General features: G+C 60.1%; 20 protein-coding genes. 8 read left to right on the top strand and 12 right to left on the bottom strand.

Annotated elements, in window-relative coordinates; translation table 11 throughout:
* The first annotated feature begins 118 nt into the window (after nucleotides 1-118).
* Nucleotides 119-592 carry a cyclic nucleotide-binding domain-containing protein gene (locus NF676_RS07400; RefSeq protein WP_016771227.1) on the top strand — a complete coding sequence of 158 codons (474 nt, stop codon included), beginning with the start codon at nucleotides 119-121 and terminating at the stop codon, nucleotides 590-592.
* Here the strand turns inward: NF676_RS07400 and NF676_RS07395 are convergent.
* Nucleotides 589-873 (bottom strand): hypothetical protein, encoded by a 285-nt coding sequence (locus NF676_RS07395; RefSeq protein WP_016771228.1) that lies wholly within the window; start codon nucleotides 871-873, stop codon nucleotides 589-591. The two genes, NF676_RS07400 and NF676_RS07395, sit on opposite strands and share 4 nt — an antisense overlap.
* Before the next feature lie 80 nt (nucleotides 874-953).
* On the opposite strand from NF676_RS07395, the gene NF676_RS07390 reads away from it, so the two are divergent.
* The 4 genes from NF676_RS07390 (at nucleotide 954) to NF676_RS07375 (ending at nucleotide 3,173) form a co-directional block, all read left to right on the top strand.
* Nucleotides 954-1,640, top strand: a complete 687-nt coding sequence (locus NF676_RS07390) for a spermidine synthase (protein ID WP_056783581.1) — start codon at nucleotides 954-956, stop codon at nucleotides 1,638-1,640.
* Nucleotides 1,641-1,689: 49 nt separating this feature from the next.
* Nucleotides 1,690-2,061, top strand: coding sequence for a YajD family HNH nuclease (locus tag NF676_RS07385; protein WP_003222612.1), 372 nt, complete (start codon nucleotides 1,690-1,692; stop codon nucleotides 2,059-2,061).
* A gap of 182 nt (nucleotides 2,062-2,243) precedes the next feature.
* Nucleotides 2,244-2,714: an RNA methyltransferase gene (locus tag NF676_RS07380; protein ID WP_007911337.1), complete on the top strand. Its 471-nt coding sequence runs from the start codon at nucleotides 2,244-2,246 to the stop codon at nucleotides 2,712-2,714.
* A gap of 81 nt (nucleotides 2,715-2,795) precedes the next feature.
* Complete coding sequence (locus tag NF676_RS07375; protein WP_236167964.1) at nucleotides 2,796-3,173, top strand: YgaP family membrane protein; 378 nt, start codon at nucleotides 2,796-2,798, stop codon at nucleotides 3,171-3,173.
* A gap of 121 nt (nucleotides 3,174-3,294) precedes the next feature.
* Here the strand turns inward: NF676_RS07375 and NF676_RS07370 are convergent, their stop codons facing one another.
* The 5 genes from NF676_RS07370 to NF676_RS07350 all read right to left on the bottom strand — a co-directional run bounded on the left by NF676_RS07370 (nucleotide 3,295) and on the right by NF676_RS07350 (nucleotide 8,273).
* A complete protein-coding gene (locus NF676_RS07370) occupies nucleotides 3,295-3,744 on the bottom strand; it encodes a YcgN family cysteine cluster protein (protein ID WP_016771232.1) in 450 nt (149 codons plus the stop codon).
* A 254-nt stretch (nucleotides 3,745-3,998) separates the two neighbouring features.
* Nucleotides 3,999-4,931: a D-2-hydroxyacid dehydrogenase gene (locus tag NF676_RS07365; RefSeq protein ID WP_041478849.1), complete on the bottom strand. Its 933-nt coding sequence runs from the start codon at nucleotides 4,929-4,931 to the stop codon at nucleotides 3,999-4,001.
* A gap of 105 nt (nucleotides 4,932-5,036) precedes the next feature.
* A complete protein-coding gene (locus tag NF676_RS07360) occupies nucleotides 5,037-5,330 on the bottom strand; it encodes a YcgL domain-containing protein (RefSeq protein ID WP_041478850.1) in 294 nt (97 codons plus the stop codon).
* Nucleotides 5,327-6,460, bottom strand: coding sequence for a ribonuclease D (rnd, locus tag NF676_RS07355; RefSeq protein ID WP_056783576.1), 1,134 nt, complete (start codon nucleotides 6,458-6,460; stop codon nucleotides 5,327-5,329). The genes NF676_RS07360 and rnd overlap by 4 nt, the downstream gene beginning before the upstream one ends.
* Before the next feature lie 163 nt (nucleotides 6,461-6,623).
* Nucleotides 6,624-8,273, bottom strand: coding sequence for a phosphoethanolamine transferase (locus tag NF676_RS07350; protein WP_056783573.1), 1,650 nt, complete (start codon nucleotides 8,271-8,273; stop codon nucleotides 6,624-6,626).
* 403 nt (nucleotides 8,274-8,676) lie between these two features.
* On the opposite strand from NF676_RS07350, the gene NF676_RS07345 reads away from it, so the two are divergent.
* A complete protein-coding gene (locus tag NF676_RS07345; RefSeq protein WP_252887458.1) occupies nucleotides 8,677-9,849 on the top strand; it encodes a cyanate transporter in 1,173 nt (390 codons plus the stop codon).
* Between the two features lie 176 nt (nucleotides 9,850-10,025).
* Complete coding sequence (locus NF676_RS07340) at nucleotides 10,026-10,961, top strand: LysR family transcriptional regulator (protein WP_252887457.1); 936 nt, start codon at nucleotides 10,026-10,028, stop codon at nucleotides 10,959-10,961.
* Between the two features lie 3 nt (nucleotides 10,962-10,964).
* On the opposite strand, the gene NF676_RS07335 is transcribed toward NF676_RS07340, so the two are convergent.
* The 6 genes from NF676_RS07335 to NF676_RS07310 all read right to left on the bottom strand — a co-directional run bounded on the left by NF676_RS07335 (nucleotide 10,965) and on the right by NF676_RS07310 (nucleotide 16,669).
* On the bottom strand, nucleotides 10,965-11,330 hold the full coding sequence (locus NF676_RS07335; RefSeq protein WP_041478855.1) for a 5-carboxymethyl-2-hydroxymuconate Delta-isomerase: 366 nt from the start codon (nucleotides 11,328-11,330) through the stop codon (nucleotides 10,965-10,967).
* A 164-nt stretch (nucleotides 11,331-11,494) separates the two neighbouring features.
* Nucleotides 11,495-12,415, bottom strand: coding sequence for a LysR substrate-binding domain-containing protein (locus NF676_RS07330; RefSeq protein ID WP_056783563.1), 921 nt, complete (start codon nucleotides 12,413-12,415; stop codon nucleotides 11,495-11,497).
* An 89-nt stretch (nucleotides 12,416-12,504) separates the two neighbouring features.
* Nucleotides 12,505-14,610, bottom strand: a complete 2,106-nt coding sequence (locus NF676_RS07325; protein WP_252887456.1) for a DUF6311 domain-containing protein — start codon at nucleotides 14,608-14,610, stop codon at nucleotides 12,505-12,507.
* Nucleotides 14,607-14,993 carry a GtrA family protein gene (locus tag NF676_RS07320; protein WP_252877648.1) on the bottom strand — a complete coding sequence of 129 codons (387 nt, stop codon included), beginning with the start codon at nucleotides 14,991-14,993 and terminating at the stop codon, nucleotides 14,607-14,609. The genes NF676_RS07325 and NF676_RS07320 overlap by 4 nt, the downstream gene beginning before the upstream one ends.
* Nucleotides 14,990-15,700 carry a class I SAM-dependent methyltransferase gene (locus tag NF676_RS07315; RefSeq protein ID WP_252887455.1) on the bottom strand — a complete coding sequence of 237 codons (711 nt, stop codon included), beginning with the start codon at nucleotides 15,698-15,700 and terminating at the stop codon, nucleotides 14,990-14,992. Before NF676_RS07315 ends, NF676_RS07320 begins: the two co-directional genes overlap by 4 nt.
* Nucleotides 15,701-15,703: 3 nt before the next feature.
* On the bottom strand, nucleotides 15,704-16,669 hold the full coding sequence (locus tag NF676_RS07310; RefSeq protein WP_150636528.1) for a glycosyltransferase family 2 protein: 966 nt from the start codon (nucleotides 16,667-16,669) through the stop codon (nucleotides 15,704-15,706).
* A 275-nt stretch (nucleotides 16,670-16,944) separates the two neighbouring features.
* On the opposite strand from NF676_RS07310, the gene NF676_RS07305 reads away from it, so the two are divergent.
* Nucleotides 16,945-17,136 (top strand): YegP family protein, encoded by a 192-nt coding sequence (locus NF676_RS07305; RefSeq protein WP_016771242.1) that lies wholly within the window; start codon nucleotides 16,945-16,947, stop codon nucleotides 17,134-17,136.
* The last annotated feature ends 111 nt before the right edge of the window (nucleotides 17,137-17,247 follow it).

The following is a 17,247-nucleotide window of genomic DNA, read 5'->3' as shown; positions in this document are numbered from 1 at the left end:
TGGCAGGATTTGCGACTGCTGCGCAGCCGAGCGGGGATAAATCCCCTCGCCACAAAAGCCCATTCCTACGGGATCCGTGTATAGCCTTGAAATGTGATAACAAAAAGACCGCATCGACATGTCTGAACCGACCTTTCTGAACAACGAAATCCGCGACTGGCTGATGGACTGTGGCCTGTTCGATCAATTGCAGCTGGCCGACTTCGCGGCCGCTTCCGGCTATTTCAGCATCAGCACCGTGGCTGAAGGCGAGGCGATTTTTCGCGAGGGCGATGCCGGCAGTTTCATGTGCATCATTCACACCGGCCAGGTCGCCGTGCAGAAAACCGGCGCTGACGGCCAGGTCATCACCATGGCCACCCTGCGCAGCGGCCGGGCCTTCGGTGAAATGGCCGTGCTCGATGGCGAGCGCCGCTCGGCTACCTGCATCGCGGCGAGCAATTGTCAGTTGCTCAATCTGGGCAAGGACTCGCTGGAGAAAATGCTCAACGACGCACCGAAAATCGCCGCAAAAATCATCCGCGCCCTCGCCGTCTCGCTGTCCAAACGCCTGCGCATGGCCGATGGCCAGCTCGCCGCGCAACAGGTTTAGCCGCCCGGGGATTTGACCTTGTTGCCGTTCGGCTCGATGCCCGGCACAGGTTGATCCTTGCTCGGCGGGCTGGGCATTTCAATCGGCACCAGTGGCGGGCTGCCGCTACCGGCGCCCGACTTGGGCAGGGTGATCGGGGTGATCTGCGGATACGGTGTCGGCGTCGCGGTGCCGGGCGAGCCGGGCTGCGGCGTCGGGCTGACCGGAACGCTCTGCTGGGCCTGCACTGCAGTAATCGCGAGCGCGGCCAGGGTAATGACCGTTAGAATGGTGCGCTTCATCAAGGGCTCCGTTTGGCCTTTAGTCTGTGCTCAGGCTACTCCCAACGCGCCTGCTTGCCTTCCCCCCTTTAGAGATTTCCATGAAACGTTTCGTTCTGCTCGACACCACCCCGATCCCTGAAAACGGCGGTGCCCTGTGCCTGTTCGAGTATGGCGAGGATTTCGTCATCAAGATCCAGGGCGGCGACGGCGGACAGTTGATGAACACGCGCATGCACGGTTCCGAGGACGCACTGGCAGAAATTCCCTGCCGCAAGGTCGCCGGCCGGTCGAATTCGCGGGTGTTGATCGGTGGCCTGGGTATGGGTTTCACCCTCGCCTCGGCACTCAAGCACCTGGGCAAGTCCGCCGAAGTGGTGGTCGCTGAGCTGGTGCCCGGCGTAGTCGAGTGGAATCGCGGCCCGCTCGGGGAGAAGTCCGGTCGGCCATTGCTTGACCCGCGCACGGTGATCCGTCAGGAAGATGTGGCCAACGTGCTGCAAAGCGAGCCGAACGGTTTCGATGCGATCATGCTTGACGTCGACAACGGCCCCGAAGGCCTGACTCAAAAGGCCAACAGCTGGCTGTATTCCGCCGCAGGTCTGAATGCCTGCGCCAAGGCGCTGCGCCCCAAAGGTGTTCTCGCGGTATGGTCGGCCAGCGCCGACCGACAGTTTTCCGACAAATTGAAGAAGGCCGGTTTCAAGGCCGAAGAAGTCCAGGTCTTCGCCCACGGCAACAAGGGCACCCGTCACACGATCTGGATTGCCGAGAAGCTCAAGGGCTGAGCTAAACTCTGCGCATAACCGTCATCAGTCTTTCTGCAAAGGTGAACCCATGAGTTCGTCCACCCCCACCAACACGTCGAAGCTGGACCGCATCCTCGCCGACAACCAGCGCGACAAGGAAATGGGCTACCGCGACAAAGCCCTGAAGATGTACCCACACGTCTGCGGCCGCTGCGCCCGTGAGTTTTCCGGCAAGCGCCTGAGCGAACTGACTGTGCATCACCGTGACCACAACCACGACAACAACCCGCAGGACGGCTCGAACTGGGAGCTGTTGTGCCTGTATTGCCACGACAACGAGCACTCGCGTTACACCGATCAGCAGTATTTCGGCGACGGCTCGCTGAGCACACCGAAGATCGCCAAGGCCACGCATAACCCGTTTGCGGCCCTGGCTGGCTTGATGAAAAAAGAAGATTGAAGATCTTCATCGCCTGAGCTGGCCCTTTCGCGAGCAGGCTCGCTCCCACAGTTGAAATGCGTTCCCCTGTGGGAGCGAGCCTGCTCGCGAAGGCGGCCGGCCAGGCACCACAAATCTCGAATCTGCCCGCCCTCCCCCAATCCCCGTATAATCGCCCTCTTTTTCCCGAAGGCACCCCGCTCGTGGCAGACAAACGGTACAGCTGCATTGGTTTGTATAACCCCAAATCACCGGAGAACGTCGGTTCGGTGATGCGCGCCGCAGGCTGTTACGGCGTGGCGTCGGTGTTCTACACCGGCAAGCGTTATGAACGCGCGGCCGATTTCGTCACCGACACCAAGCGCGTGCACTACGACATCCCGTTGATCGGCATCGACGACCTGAAAAAAATCCTTCCGCTCAACTGCGTGCCCGTCGCGGTAGAGCTGGTCGAAGGCGCACGGCCGCTGCCGGAATACACCCACCCCGACCGCGCCCTCTACATCTTCGGCCCGGAAGACGGCTCGCTGGATAAAGAGATTCGCGACTGGTGCGAAGACGTCGTGTACATCCCCACCACCGGCTGCATGAATCTCGCCGCCACGGTCAACGTCGTGCTCTACGACCGCATGGCCAAGGGCCTGAACACGCGCTCCGGGCCGAAATTCCGCTGAAGCGTCGCACATTCGATGGAACAAGCTGACCGCCATGGCAGTCAGCTTATCTATCAATCGCACCCTGCCTGGAGATAGATCATGAGCGAGCTCAAACGCGTAGAACGCATCGAATCCACCCCGTTCCAGTCGCCTTCGCACAAGAATGTGCATGGCTGGGAGCGCATCGGCTCGTTGACCGGCGGCGTGCTGATGGTCGGCAAGGGCCTGCGCCGTGGCGGCGTATTCGGCCTGCTGCAAGTGGCACTCGGCGGCATGGCCGTAGCCCGTGGCATCACCGGGCACTGCTCGGCGAAAAGCCTGTTGGAAAAAGGCCGTCAGGACATGAACAACGTGCGGGCGAAGATCGAACGCGCCGGGGAAGAACTGAGCAAGTTGAAGACCAATGCCGAAGTAGCCACCGAAACGGCAACCGTTACCGGCAATGATTCGCTGACCTCGCCGAAAGCCGGCGTCTGAGGCTTTAAAGCAAAAGATCGCAGCCTGCGGCAGCTCCTAAACGGAGTCACGTTTTCCATTGTAGGAGCTGCCGAAGGCTGCGATCTTTTGATCTTTACGGGTTCAACAACTCACCATCTCATCAGCCCGCGCGAAAAATCAGATGATCTTCCCAGTCATCCTCCGGCACGCTGCCTTCGGCGAGCATGCGCCCGGACTGGGAAATCCGCTCATGGTGCACCGCGTCGCGGTCGCCACACACCAGGTGATGCCATAACGGCAGATCCTTGCCCTCGCTGACCAGACGATAACCACAGGTCGGCGGCAGCCACTTGAATTCCTCCGCCTGACCCGGCGTGAGCTGAATGCAGTCAGGGACAAACTTGATCCGGTTCGGATAATCGCTGCACTGGCAGGTTTTCAGATCCAGCAGTTTGCAGGCGATGCGCGTGTAATAGACGCTGTTGTCTTCTTCGTCCTCGAGCTTTTGCAGGCAGCACAGACCGCAGCCGTCGCACAGCGATTCCCATTCCTCGTGATCGAGTTGATCGAGGGTTTTGCGTTTCCAGAACGGTTCGACTATGGCGGCCATGGCTCAAGCATCAACATCAAGGTGGTGAAATGGTCGCCAGTCTAGTGCCAGCGGGCGTGGGGGCCAAGCGCTGGCGACTGCCGGTAAATCCGCTTGTCCGCACCAGCGCCGCCCGCTGAGCAAACTGGTGGCTACACTTTGAAACCAAAGTGGGAGCGAGCCTGCTCGCGAAAGCGCTGTGTCAGACACGCTGTTGTCGACTGACACGCCCTCTTCGCGAGCAGGCTCGCTCCCACAGTGAAATCGGTGGAGAGTCAGTAACCGCGGGTGAAATCCACCTCGCCACGCAACGCCTCACCCGCCTCGTACGCTTTCAAGTTCTGCACAAACAAATCCACCATCAGCGCCGGCGAGGTCGGTGCCGAACTGTGCCCGGTCAGCAACAAGCCCCACGCGGTCCAGAACGGGTGACGTTGCGGCAATGGCTCCTGACGGCAAACGTCGATCACCGCGCCGGCCAGATGCCCTTCTTTCAAGGCTTCTACCAGATCGGCATCGACCACTGCGACACCACGCCCGGCGTTGATGAACAATCCGGTCGGCTTGAATTGCTTGAACAGCGCCGCGTCGTAGATATCGTGGGTGTGTTCGGTGTTCGGCAGCAGATTGACCACGTAATCCACTTCGCCCACCAATCGCGGAAGATCGGCCAGCGCGCCGACTTCGACAAATGGCGCCTGTTCGCGGGCACTGCTGGCGATACCGTACAGCTCGACGCCGAACGGCCGCAGAAACTGCGCAACGCTCTGGCCGATGTCACCGGTGCCGACGATCAGCACCTTGCGCCCTACCAGACTCTGGCCGCTGCGGTTGTCCCACTTGCGCTCGACCTGGCTGACCAGCCGCGCCAGCACTTCGCGTTCGTGGCCGAGGATGTAGGTCAGCACGTATTCAGCCATGACCTGACCGAAAATCCCCACGGCGCGGGTCAGACGATAGTCGCGGCGCAGGCCGTCGGCGAGCAGCGGCGTGATGCCGGCCCAGGTCGATTGCAGCCATTGCGGTTGATGGCCCTGGCGCAGCAAGGTCGCCAGCAGATCCGGCTGGCCCAGCCACACCGGGCAATCGGCGGCCTGACGCGCCAGTTCGGCGGAGTCGCCGCTGGTCAGGATTTCAAGCTCGGGCAGCGCCTGACGCAGCAGGCGGGCGTATATCGCGTAGTCGTGTTCGGCAATCAGAACGCGCATCTTCAAACCTTTCGCAAACCGTGCAGACAGCCGCCGGGTTCGGGCCGGCCATCGCGGTAAAAACAGTTCCAGGGTTAACCGAGGCCCAGAACAGGGCCTCGCGGGTCAGACCGGGTCGTTGCGTCGCAGCAACTCTTCGGGCAAGTGCTCGATGTACTCGTCCTCGGCCGGTGGCATTTGCAGGTGATAGCCCTGCTTGTCGAGGTTTTCCAGAACCACGGTGATGTCTTCGCTGGCCAGCTTGCGCTCGGGCGACAGCACCAGATCGAAGGAATGCTTCGCTTTGCCAAAAGCCGTCATCAGCGCTTCCGGCACGCGCTCGAGCGCATCGCTCTTGAGCACGTAGAGATACATGCCGCTGCGCTTGGAGCTTTGGTAGATGGAGCAAATACGTTTCAAGGCTGTTCTCCGGCGGTGGCCAGGCTGTCGAGCAGCTTCTGGCCGAGCAATTCGCGGCGCCAGCCACGCAGCGAATCGGGCAATTGGTAAGGCCCCTCGGGGAAGCCGCTTTTGACCAGGGCTTCGAGGGTTTTCTTGCGCAGCATCAGTTCCGGGGCAATACCCAGGCGTTCGGCCTCGGCCTGACCCAGCGCGCGCAGTTGCTTGATCAGCGCAGCGGCTTCGATCGGCAACGGCTCCGGCACTGCCGGCGGCCATTGATCTGGCCCCACACTGCCAGAGCGCTTGATCAGATCAAGCAGAAACTGACCGTCCTGACGTACGGTACGCGGGTGCATGTCTTCAATCTTGCCCAGCGCCGCGAGGTTATCCGGCTGCGTGCGGGCCAAGGGCCACAGCGAGTGTTCACGGACGATGCGGTTGCGCGGCAGGTCGCGGGCGCGGGCTTCTTTTTCGCGCCAGGCGCACAGCTCACGCAGCACGGCGAGTTGTGCACGGGACAACTTCCATGCCAGTTTCGCCTCGCGATACACCTCGTAAGGATCGGTTTCGCGGCGCAGGTTGGCGACCAGTTCGGCGCCATCCTCCAGCACCCAGGCGAACTTGTCGTCGGACAGCTTGGGCCGCAACTCGACGAACACCTCGGCCAGATGCACGGCATCTTCGGCGGCATAGCTGATCTGGGTTTCGGACAGCGGGCGCTGCAACCAGTCGGAACGGGTTTCGCCCTTTGGCAGGTCGATGCCGAGCACCTCCTGCACCAGACGCGAGTAGCCCATCGAAAAGCCGAGGTTCAGGTAAGCGGCGGCCAGTTGCGTGTCGAACAGAGGCGCCGGCAGGCTGCCGGTCAGGCGCAACAGTACTTCGAGGTCTTCGCTGCAGGCGTGCAGGACTTTCAGCACCGCCGGGTTTTCCAGCAACTCGGCCAGCGGTTGCCAGGCGTTGATGGTCAGCGGGTCGATCAGGTAGGCGCGTTTGCCGTCGCCGATCTGCAACAGGCCGGCAATCGGATAGAAGGTGTCGACCCGCATGAATTCGGTGTCGAGGGCAACGAACGGCAGCTGCTGCCACTCGGCGCAAAACTGCGCGAGGCTTTCGTTGTCGCGAATCCAGTGAATATCGATAGCCACACGGCTCTCCCTTGAAGAATGGCGCGCAGTATATATCGCCACCGACGATTTACGCGCCTTTGAAGGGCAAGAGCTGTAAGGAAATGTCTTGCCTGTCAGCAAGAATAGTCTGACAGCAGAAACAGAAAGGCCCGTCGCATTGGCGCGACGGGCAGGAAACGCTTCACTGCTTGGCCAACACGCCGTCGATCACCGCGCCACGACAGCCGGCAAACATGTCCAAGGCAGGTTGATAGACGCTGCTGCGTACTTCCAGCAGGCCGAGCATCGAGTGGAACAGATTGTCCTGGCTAAGCGGCTTGTCCCGGCTCAGTTGCAGGCAATGGGTGTCGACCGAATAGGCCTTCTGATAGCTGTCAGAGAACCACGCCAGCATCGCTACATGCTTCTGTTGCTCGGGCGCCAGCATATAAGGCGTGCCGTGCAGAAACAGGTTGTACTCGCCCAGCGATTCGCCGTGGTCCGACAGATAGAGCATGGCGGTGTCGACTTTGTCCTGATTGCTGCGCAGCACATCGATCAGGCTCGCCAGCACATGGTCGGTGTAGACCAAGGTGTTGTCGTAACCGTTTACGATACTTTCGCGGCTGCAATTGTTCAGCGCGTTACTTTCACAGACCGGAGTGAAGTGTTCGTACTCCTTGGGATACCGCTTGAAGTAGTCCGGGCCGTGACTGCCCATCTGGTGCAGAACCAGGACGGTGTCCTTGTCCAAGTGATCGATAAAACTTTGCAGCCCTTGCAGGAGGATTTCATCGCGACATTCGCTGTTGGCGCACAACGCCGGGTCTTGCAACTTGCTGACATCCTGCACCGTGACGCGGTCGCAAGTGCCTTTGCAGCCGGACTGGTTATCGCGCCAGATCACATCAATGCCGGCGCGCTTGAGCACATCGAGCAAGCCTTCTTCGTTCTTGGCCTTGCTGGCGTTGTAATCCTTGCGGCCCATGTTGGAGAACATGCACGGTACCGAGACTGCGGTTTCCGTGCCGCAGGAATGCACGTCAGTGAAGGCGATCAGGCCAGCCTCTTTGTCCAGTTGCGGGGTGGTGTCTCGGTCGTAACCGAGAATGCCGAAGTTCTGCGCTCGCGCACTTTCCCCCACTACCAGCACGGTGAGGGATTTGCGTGGCTGTAGCTGCAAGTCGGGGTTGCGCAGGGCATCTTCGCCGATCTTGATGAACGGCTGCTGCGCCGAGACAACTTGCTCTTGCAGATAACCAATGGATGCGCCGATGTAATTGCTCGGCACCAGCATCAGGCGAATTTCGTGGTGATTGCGAAACAGCGACGACAACCCTTGATAGTTGGCCAATGCCACAACACCGATTACCGCCGCCGAGGCAACACTGACAATAACTTTGCTGAACAACTCGCGATGCCAGCGCCGATAATTGACCGGTACCTTCCACAACAACAAACACGGCAAAACACCCAGCAAGAGAATATAAGCGAACAACTTCAACGAAAGCAGATCACGCACTTCCGTCGCGTTGGTCTCGGCAAAGTTGCGCAACATGCCCGCATCAATCATGACGCCATATTGGCTCATGAAATAAGCCACGCCGGCGCTGACTAAAAACAAAAGAGTCAAAAGTGGTTTAAGCAGTGGCCGGAACGCGAATATCGTCAGCACGATATTGAACGCGGCAAGGATCATCACGCCGAACGCCACGCGCATGGCGATGCCCTTGCCATCGGCGGCGGTGATCTCGAACAGGTGTTGCCAAAGCACCAGATTGAAACCGAGCAACAAAAAGGCGCTGGCAGACAACGTCACCCATTCCGGGCGCACGGCTTTTAACTTCAGCATGATGAGTGACTGTTCCTGAAAGAAGAGCCTCGTCAAGTGTGAAAACTTCATTCACCGAGGCATGCCAAACTTTAGGCAGGCATGGATCAATTTTTCGTGAAAAAGATGCTAATGATTAGTTGCCTCGGAGTACGAACGTGAAAGTTTGCGAGTATTTGAGAATGGTTCAGGGTTTATTCAGTTTCAGGCACTTCACAATGTCCTCTGTGGGAGCGAGCCTGCTCGCGAAAGCGCAATGTCAGCAAATGAATGTCTGTCTGGAGGAACGCATTCGCGAGCAGGCTCGCTCCCACATCGGGACAGGGGTGTTATCGAGTTTTTAGGTCTGGCCCGGGGTTTTCTGATTTGCCGATGCGCGCGCCGCGACGCCTAATCATCAGCCTCCCCACTCAAAGGCCTGCTGATGAATCACTCCCGCCCCGCCGCTTGGCTGATACTCGCGATCATTCTTGTTGCACTTAATCTGCGCCCCTCAATGGCAGCCATCGGGCCGCTGCTGTCGGCGATCCGTAGCGATATACCGTTGAGCTTCACGCTTGCCTCTTTGCTGACGATGCTGCCGGTCATGGCCATGGGGCTGGCGATGTTCTTCGGCCTGCGCATCAGCCAGCGTCTGGGCGAACAACGCACGGTGCTGCTGTCGCTGCTTGTCATCGGGCTGGCGAGCCTGTCACGGCTGTTTATCGATTCTGCGGGCGAGCTGATCGTCAGCGCGATACTGGCCGGTATTGGCATAGCCCTGATTCAGGCATTGATGCCGGCGCTGATCAAGACGCGCTTTGCTGACAACGTGGCGTTGTGCATGGGCATCTACGTGACTTCGATCATGGGCGGCGCCGCGATTGCCGCATCGTTCGCGCCGCTGGTGATGGTGCAGACCGGCAGTTGGCGCGTCGGGCTGGCCATCTGGGCGGCGTTGGCATTGGTCGCGTTGCTGGTCTGGTGCTTGCAGCCAGCGCAAGCCCTATCAAGGGTGACCCAGCGGGAGTCTTTCATCACGCGCCGTCGCGCCTGGTTGCTGGCGATTTTCTTTGGCCTCGGTACGGCGTCCTACACCTGCGTCCTCGCCTGGCTGGCCCCGTACTACGTGGAAAAAGGCTGGAGTGAACAAAACGCCGGGTTGATGTTGGGTTTTCTTACAGCGATGGAGGTCATTTCCGGGCTGGTAGTGCCGGCGATCGCCAATCGCAGTCGTGATAGGCGTGGGATATTGGCGGTTCTGCTGTTGCTGATCATCGGCGGTTTCTGCGGGCTGATTCTCGCCCCGCTAACTCTGGCCCTGTTATGGCCTTGTCTGTTGGGGTTGGGGATTGGCGGTCTGTTTCCGATGAGCCTGATCGCCGCGCTGGATCACTGCGACGAGCCGCAGCGCGCCGGTGGCCTGACCGCGTTTGTACAGGGGATCGGTTATCTGATCGCAGGACTGTCGCCGCTGTTGGCAGGGATCATTCGCGATCGGCTGGGCAGTTTCGAAGGTGCGTGGTGGGCGCTGACTGCGGTAATGGTGCTCATGCTGCTGATGGTTGTGCGCTTCAACCCTCGCGACTACACACGTCGCTTGCCCTGCCCGGGCTAGAGGCCTCTGGCCATCTTTTGCGCACGAGATTGGCAACGTCGTGTTGCTAAAAGTTTCTGTCCCACATGTGTCCGTGAAATGTCCTACAAAGGTTTCTCCTGGCACCATCGTTCCGTTAGGATCGTACGCACACGTTTGCGCGAATTCTGCGCAAGGGGCACAGCGAGACGGAACTCATGCTGAACAGTAATTTGCTTCGCAAGCTCGATATGCAGGACTTGATGGTATTCGTCGCCGTGTACGAGCAGAGCAGTGTCACCGATGTCTCGGAAACCCTGTTCGTCAGCCAGTCCACCGTCAGTTATTGCCTGAAGAAACTGCGCACCAGTTTCGAAGACGAACTGTTCATCAACACCCGCACCGGCATGCGCCCGACCTACAAGGCCTGCAGCATGTACGGCCATGTGCAGAAAATCCTCGAAAGCATCAACCTCTGCCACGCCGGTGCCCCGGCCTTCGACCCGAGCCGGCAGGCGGTGACTTTCAACATCTGCGCCCCGGAATACTTCGAGCAATTGATTCTGCCGCGACTGTTGAAGCGCTTCGATTTCGACGACTTGCCAGTGATGGTCAACATGCACAAGTTTGAAACCGACGTTCCGGCCGAAGAGTTGCGCGACGGCAGCCTCGATCTGGTGATCAGTTTCGGCCCGCACTTTCACCGCCAGCATGCGGATCTGAAATCCCGGATGTTGCTGGAAGATGACCTGGTCTGCGTCTTCGACAAACGCGCCACACCACTCGAACCGCGCCTGAGCCTGCAAGCATTCACCGAACGTCGGCATGTGTTTCCAACGCCGTGGACTTCAAGCACCAACATGGTCGACGGCTGGCTGGCGCGGCAAGCGCAAAAGCGCCAGATAGTGGCCCGATCGAACAGCTACAGCGCCGCGTTGAAGATGATCACCGGCACCGATTTCATCCTCACCCTGCCCCGGCGTATCCAGCGTCTGCTGACCAACGACGCAGTGTTCAACCACTGCGAAGCGCCCAACGGCCTGCCGGGTTTCACCCTCGACATGCAGTGGAGCCAGAGCGCCGATCAGGACAGCGCCAACGTCTGGCTGCGCGAGCAGGTGATTCAGGTGTGCAGCGAGCTGGAAAACGCCTGAACGTCAGATGCCGATGGCGGCTTTGCTGTAGGACTCGCGATCGATGTCGAGCAGTTCCACGCACAGTTGCACTTCGAGCCCGGCCGGCCATTCGCAGAGTTCCTGCAACACTGCCAGCAGACTTTGCGAGAGCTGCTTCTTGATCTCCGCCGAGCGCCCGCTGAGCAAGGCCAGTTTCACATGGACGAAGGCACGCTCGCCCTGCGCCGTGCCGACCTTGAAGTTGTCGATCTTGATCGCGCGGCTCTTGATATCGAACTCCGCGCCGAACTGACCGGAACCGACCAGCGTGTTGTTGAGCCGGATCAGGGCGATGTCAGCGTTCAACTGCGTCAGGTTGGCGGTGTATTCCATGTGCAGGTGTGGCATTGCGGATCTCCAGTCGGCGGATGCGGGGCGTACATATACCACAATCACACAGCGTCATTTGTGGGAGCGAGCCTGCTCGCGAAAGCGTCCTTTCAGTTTGCACACCCGCGCCTGCTGAACCGCTTCGCGAGCAGGCTCGCTCCCACAGGGATACGTGGCATCTGTTAGATCTGAATAAGCGGCCGTTCACTCATGAATGCTTCCAGCCGCGAGCGCAGCCAGCGTTCGGCAGGGTCGCTGTCGACGTGGCTGAGCCAGACCATCGACAGGTCCAGTGTTGGCGTCTTGAACGGGAACGGTTCCTGGAACAGCGCCCCGGACGCCGCCATCGCCGCTGCGGTGTAATCCGGCAGGCTGGCGATCAGGTCGGTGCCGGCCAGCAAAGCCGGCAGTGCGCTGTATTGCGGCACCGACAACACCACCTGCCGCGTGCGGCCCAGTTCCGCCAGCCACTCATCGGCGTAGCCACTGACATTGGCCGTGTGTGACACCAGCACATGCGGGCGGGCGCAATATTCGTCGAGGGTCAGCGGCGTATCAGAGGCATCGGCGCGCAGGATGCTTGGCTGGATATGCCGCAGCAGTTTGCGTTTGGCGTTGGCCGGCAGGCCACGGGTCTGGCTGATGCCGACGGTGATATCGCCGGCAGCGAGCAGGTCGGGAATGCGCCAGTAATCGACATGCTGCACCACGAACACCACGCTCGGCGCCTCTTGGCGCAACGCGCGCAACAGCGGCGGCAGCAGGCCGAATTCGACGTCGTCGGACAGGCCGATGCGAAAGGTCATGGTGCTCGTCGCGGGATCGAAATCGCGGGTCAGGCTCAGCGCCGCCGACAGTGAATCCAGTGCCGGTTTGAGATGGCGGTAAATATCTTCAGCGCGGGCCGTCGGCTCCATGCGATGGCCGACGCGGATGAACAGCGGATCGTTGAGCATCGTGCGCAAACGGTTGAGCGCCGAGCTGATGGTCGGCTGGCCGAGGAACAGTTTCTCCGCCGCGCGGGTCACGTTGCGTTCGAGCATCAGGGTCTCGAACACCACCATCAGGTTGATGTCGGCCTTGCGTAGTTCATTGCGGTTCATCCTTTGCCCCTGCTCCCCGGAATAGCGGCAGTGTAGAAAGGCCCAAGAACCGCGTCTATGGGCCGCTGCGCCGAACAGTCACTGAAGGGTCAATGAAGCGTCAACGCCAGAATGCCAATGGCCAGTTTGCGCGGATCGAGTCCCATGCCCAGCGCTCTCGGGCTGACGGCATCGGCGTGCTGGAAACGAATCACCAGCACGCCTTCACGCTCAATGCGCTGCTGGACTTCCGCTGGCAGATCAACGCTGACAACGTTCGCTTCGGCCTTGAGCAAGCGGGTGGAGAGCACCGGCACATCGTTGACGCTAATCTCCAGCCCCTGTTCGGTATGCGACGGCGCAATCAAAGCGTTGGCTTCCAGCACAAATGATCTCACCGGGGCCTCGGGCCGCAGAATGATTTGCGATTCACTGCCCTCGGACCACGTACCCCACGGTTCGCTTTTCGACCATCCGCTGCCGAGGAAAAACGTCGCCAGGCTGGTAACGTTGAAGGTCACGCGCTCGTTCGACTTCATTGGCGAAATCAGCGTAAGGGGATCCGCGGCCACGATGGGCGGGCAATCGGCGCAACGCTTCCAGCCGGGCGCCAGCACGTTCAAACCGTCGATTCTGGCGAGTACGTCAGTCTCGCGATTGAGAGTCAGCGCGGCCGGCAGCACAGTGCGGCTATCGAGTACATACAGCGTATCGGTGGCGTATTGACCAGAGCTGACCATCTGGTCGGCCACAGCTTGGGCCGCCTCGGTGGCCTTGGTACTCATGCGGCCGAGGTAGACCGCATTGGTCGGCAGATGATGGCGTCCCGCATACTCGGCCAGCGTTCGCCACTGCTCCGGATAATTCTCCGGGCGCAGCCAGCGCACCGCCTGATAATGGCGGGCTGCCTGATCCCAGAACGGATCAACCAGTGGCGTCGGCCATTGTGGCGCCGGCGTGGTCATGAACAGGTTGCGCGACTCTCCCCAGCCGGACCGCGTATCCGCCACTTGCAGCACCAGGGCAATGCCCAGCAGAACCCGCGCAGTGCGCGCAGCGTGCCCGCGAATCACCACGTACAGGATGGCGAAAATCGCCATGTACATGACAGGCCAGATCATCCGCCCCGAACCGCGAAAAATCGTCGCCACCGCCACCACCGCATCCGGCAGCGGGATGTGCAACTCGAATGGGCCGACCCCGATGTTGTTGGAAAACGCAAACAGCGCCAGGCCGGCGAGCGCGAGCAACAGCAACGGGTAGCGACGTGGCTTGAGGTGAACATCCGTGCCGCGTTGCAGCCATGCCGCGAAGGCGCAGATGAACAGGAACACCACACCCAAACCAAGGAAAGCAAAACCGTCACCATCGCCCAACACACCGGGCATGTCGCGCAGGGCAAACGACCAGGTTCCCGGGTCGAAAAAGCTCAGCACATTGGCGCGGAACAGACCGTAGCCCATCAGTGCCAGACCGTCATCGCCGACGCTGAAGTAGCCCGCCTGCCAGCAACACAGACTCACCAGCAAAAACAGACCGATCAGTTCGGCCACAGCTTTGCGCGGCGCCAGATGTCGCCGCAGGGTGTGCGCTGCGAGATCGGCGAGCCAGATCAGCGCAATCATCGCCAGCAGATAGGCGTGAATCAGCGCGGACGCCGCCAGCAACGTTCCCCAGGCCAGAGAGCGTTTTGGCGTGAATGGCCGCAGCGCCAGGTACAGCGCGGCCAGCAACATGAAATGCCCGCCCAGGGACAGGTGCACGCTCATGCGGATCAGCATGGCCGGAACGAATAAAAACAGCCCGGTGCCGAGCAACCGCAGAACCGCGTCGCGGGTCACCAGGCCGAGCAGTTTCCAGGCAAACCAGCTCTGCAGAATGAAGCAGGTCAGCAACCACAGTCCGAAATACTGAAACGGCTCCGGCAACAGCGCCGAAAACGGCTTGAACAGAAAGGCAAACAGCGGATTGGAATCGGAAAAGATCAAGCCATTGCTCAATTCAAGTCCATAAGACGGATTGAGCCCCAGCGGAAAGCTCCATGGCGAGTGCCGGAAAAACACCCAACCCTGGTAATGGGTGGCTGGGTCGCCGTCGCCCAGCCAGGCAATGTTCATCGGGTTCAACGCCCGTGGGCCGACCACGATAAAAAAGGCCAGAATGCCTAGCAGCACAGGCAACAGCGCAGCCGCCCGAGAGGTTGAGCAAAGCTTCATCGATACGTCCAGAAATTATGCAAAACGAATGTGAACGCCGGCACCGTCATGGCCACGGCACCGATCCCGAGCAGATAATGCAACCCCGCCACTTGCGCCGCCCAGGCAACCAGCATCGCCAATAGAAAACCGCCCGCCGAGACCGACACAAAGCGCAGTAACGTGCGCCCGTGCAGGCGAGCTGAAAAGCTCCAGGTGGTATTGATCACATAAGACACAACGGTCGCCACGGCAAAGGCGAAACCATTGGCCAGCGGCGGTTCGGGCGCGATGAAGCGGATGAACATCACGGCCACCAGCGCATGCAGCGCAGTGACGAACAGCCCGGTCAGGGCAAAGCGCAGACCACGGCGAACCAACGCTGAACGATCACTGTCGATCACGGTTTCTGCGCCAGCACAAAGACGCTCAAACCGGCCAGCCGGTTGCTGCCCATCAACGGCAACTCCAGTCGGCAAAGAGTCTTGAGCACGCTGTTGACCCACGGGTGATGACGCTTGAGTTGCGACTGCGGCCGTGCGGTTTGCGAACCTTGAGGTATCAGGCGCAACGCTGCGGCGATAGGAAACACCGCACCGAAATAGTAGGCGCCGCGCTGCACGGTCAAACCGGCATCGCCCGCCAGGGTTTCGAATTGCGTGAGGGTGTAGCGGCGCTTGTGCTCAAGAAAATCATCATGACCGCTCCAGAGAAACTGAAACGCCGGCACCGTCATCAGAAAACGACTGCCCGAAGGCACTTTATCGACATAGTTTTTGAGCAGGCCGAGGTCGTCGTCGACATGCTCGAGCACGTCCATCAGTAACACCAGATCGGCATCGATGCTGTCGATGCCGCGGCGGTAATGCACCGGTTTGCCCGCGGTGGTGGCGCTTGAATCGGCGGGGTAACTGATGTCGACGCACCACGCCTCATGCGCGTCGGTGTGGGTCAGCAGATGATGCGAGAAAAACCCCGAGCCGGCACCGACATCGAGTATTCGTCGGATCGGCATGTTACCCAGCAATCGCCGGGTCGCCGCCGCTTTGCAGCAGTAATACCAATGCTCATCGATGCTGTCGCCGAGGATGTCGGTTTCCTTGAGATCCATCTGTCAGTCCTTGGGGTCGTAAACGCGACGCACCAGAAAAACCGGCCGGCGTTTGGATTCGATATAGGTGCGGCCAAGGTATTCGCCGAGTACGCCAATGCCGATCAATTGCAGACCGCCAAGGAACGTGACTGCGACCATCAGCGAGGCATAACCAGGCAAGTCGACACCGTGGATCAGTGTGCGCAGGACAATGAACATGGCGAACGCAAACGACACCAGCGAAACCGTTGCCCCCAGGTAAGTCCAGACCCGCAGCGGCTCGGTGCTGAAACTGGTGATGCCTTCGAGGGCGAAGTTCCACAGCCGCCAGCCATTGAATTTGCTTTGCCCGGCCACGCGCTCGGGGCGCTCGTAGTCGACATGAGTGGTGCGGAAACCGACCCAGGCGAACAGACCTTTCATGAAGCGTCGCGACTCAGGCAGGGTCAGCAAGGCATCGACCACGCAGCGGTCCATCAAGCGGAAGTCGCCAACGTTCTCCGGCAACGGCTGTTCGGCGATGCGGTTGTGCAGGCGATAGAACCAGTGGGCCGAGGTCGATTTGGCCCACGTGTCGCTGCGGCGGCTGACACGATGCCCCAGCACCACTTCGTAACCTTCGCGCCAGCGCTCGATCATCTGCAAAATGACTTCCGGCGGGTCCTGCAGATCGGCGTCGATCGGAACCACGATCTGCCCGGTGGCCATTTGCAGACCGGCCGACAACGCCGCTTCCTTGCCGAAGTTGCGGCTTAGATCGACGATGCGCAGACGCGAGTCTTGCCGCTGCCGCTCAAGCAAGCGCTCAAGGGTGGTGTCGGTGCTGCCATCGTTGATGAAGACCAGTTCAAGATCGATCAGTGCCTGCGTCTGAAAGACGTCGTCGATGCGCGAAAGAAAGCTGTCGAGGCTGTCGGCCTCGTTGAAAACGGGGATCACCAGCGACAACGTCACCTGCCCGGCCTGTTGCGTTCCGTGCTCAGTCAAAGGAGTGCTCTTTTTATAGTTTGTCGGTCATCGAAAGTCTTTCGAGGCCATGAGCCGTGCCGTATTAAGCAGCAGCCGGCACGCACGTGCAAGCAGGACACGGCGTCATATCGGCCAATTCGCCGGGCAGTCGCGGCGCTCTGGCCAGCGTCTTTCAGAAACATCCGCGAACGATTGGAAACAAATCCGCGATAGCCAAAAAAACCCGCTGCGCTAGGCTTGCGTCGATGCGCCACACAGGTTGGCGCGCCTTTCTATCGCAGGGAGCGAACCCCATGTATTTCGAAATCTACCGACAAACCCGAGGCACCCCCAGCACTGGCAAAGGCCAGTGGCGCTGGCGTCTGCGTGCGCGCAACCACGAGACGGTGGCCAGTGGCGAATCGTATGTGAACAAGGCTGATTGCCTGCACGTGATCAATCTGATCAAAGCCGTTCAAGGCGAGACGCCGATCAAGGAGATTTAAGCGAAACCACATTCATCAAAGGTGCATGTGCTGCATTTGTTGCTTCCATGCACCCCAGCGCCTCTAGCAGCGGGCGCAGAGATGCGTCGACAGTGGAGCGAACCAGGAAAG

Origin of the sequence: Pseudomonas siliginis (assembly GCF_024072275.1) — a bacterium.
Taxonomy (GTDB): Bacteria; Pseudomonadota; Gammaproteobacteria; order Pseudomonadales; family Pseudomonadaceae; genus Aquipseudomonas; species Aquipseudomonas siliginis.
This window is presented reverse-complemented; position numbering and strand designations above follow the sequence as displayed.

What these genes read in the sequence shown, in the direction of transcription:
- NF676_RS07400 (WP_016771227.1), top strand. Translation starts at nt 119, where the DNA reads ATGTCTGAACCGACCTTTCTGAACAACGAAATCCGCGACTGGCTGATG.
- NF676_RS07395 (WP_016771228.1), bottom strand. Translation starts at nt 873, where the DNA reads ATGAAGCGCACCATTCTAACGGTCATTACCCTGGCCGCGCTCGCGATT.
- NF676_RS07390 (WP_056783581.1), top strand. Translation starts at nt 954, where the DNA reads ATGAAACGTTTCGTTCTGCTCGACACCACCCCGATCCCTGAAAACGGC.
- NF676_RS07385 (WP_003222612.1), top strand. Translation starts at nt 1,690, where the DNA reads ATGAGTTCGTCCACCCCCACCAACACGTCGAAGCTGGACCGCATCCTC.
- NF676_RS07375 (WP_236167964.1), top strand. Translation starts at nt 2,796, where the DNA reads ATGAGCGAGCTCAAACGCGTAGAACGCATCGAATCCACCCCGTTCCAG.
- NF676_RS07370 (WP_016771232.1), bottom strand. Translation starts at nt 3,744, where the DNA reads ATGGCCGCCATAGTCGAACCGTTCTGGAAACGCAAAACCCTCGATCAA.
- NF676_RS07365 (WP_041478849.1), bottom strand. Translation starts at nt 4,931, where the DNA reads ATGCGCGTTCTGATTGCCGAACACGACTACGCGATATACGCCCGCCTG.
- NF676_RS07350 (WP_056783573.1), bottom strand. Translation starts at nt 8,273, where the DNA reads ATGCTGAAGTTAAAAGCCGTGCGCCCGGAATGGGTGACGTTGTCTGCC.
- NF676_RS07345 (WP_252887458.1), top strand. Translation starts at nt 8,677, where the DNA reads ATGAATCACTCCCGCCCCGCCGCTTGGCTGATACTCGCGATCATTCTT.
- NF676_RS07340 (WP_252887457.1), top strand. Translation starts at nt 10,026, where the DNA reads ATGCTGAACAGTAATTTGCTTCGCAAGCTCGATATGCAGGACTTGATG.
- NF676_RS07335 (WP_041478855.1), bottom strand. Translation starts at nt 11,330, where the DNA reads ATGCCACACCTGCACATGGAATACACCGCCAACCTGACGCAGTTGAAC.
- NF676_RS07330 (WP_056783563.1), bottom strand. Translation starts at nt 12,415, where the DNA reads ATGAACCGCAATGAACTACGCAAGGCCGACATCAACCTGATGGTGGTG.
- NF676_RS07325 (WP_252887456.1), bottom strand. Translation starts at nt 14,610, where the DNA reads ATGAAGCTTTGCTCAACCTCTCGGGCGGCTGCGCTGTTGCCTGTGCTG.
- NF676_RS07315 (WP_252887455.1), bottom strand. Translation starts at nt 15,700, where the DNA reads ATGGATCTCAAGGAAACCGACATCCTCGGCGACAGCATCGATGAGCAT.
- NF676_RS07305 (WP_016771242.1), top strand. Translation starts at nt 16,945, where the DNA reads ATGTATTTCGAAATCTACCGACAAACCCGAGGCACCCCCAGCACTGGC.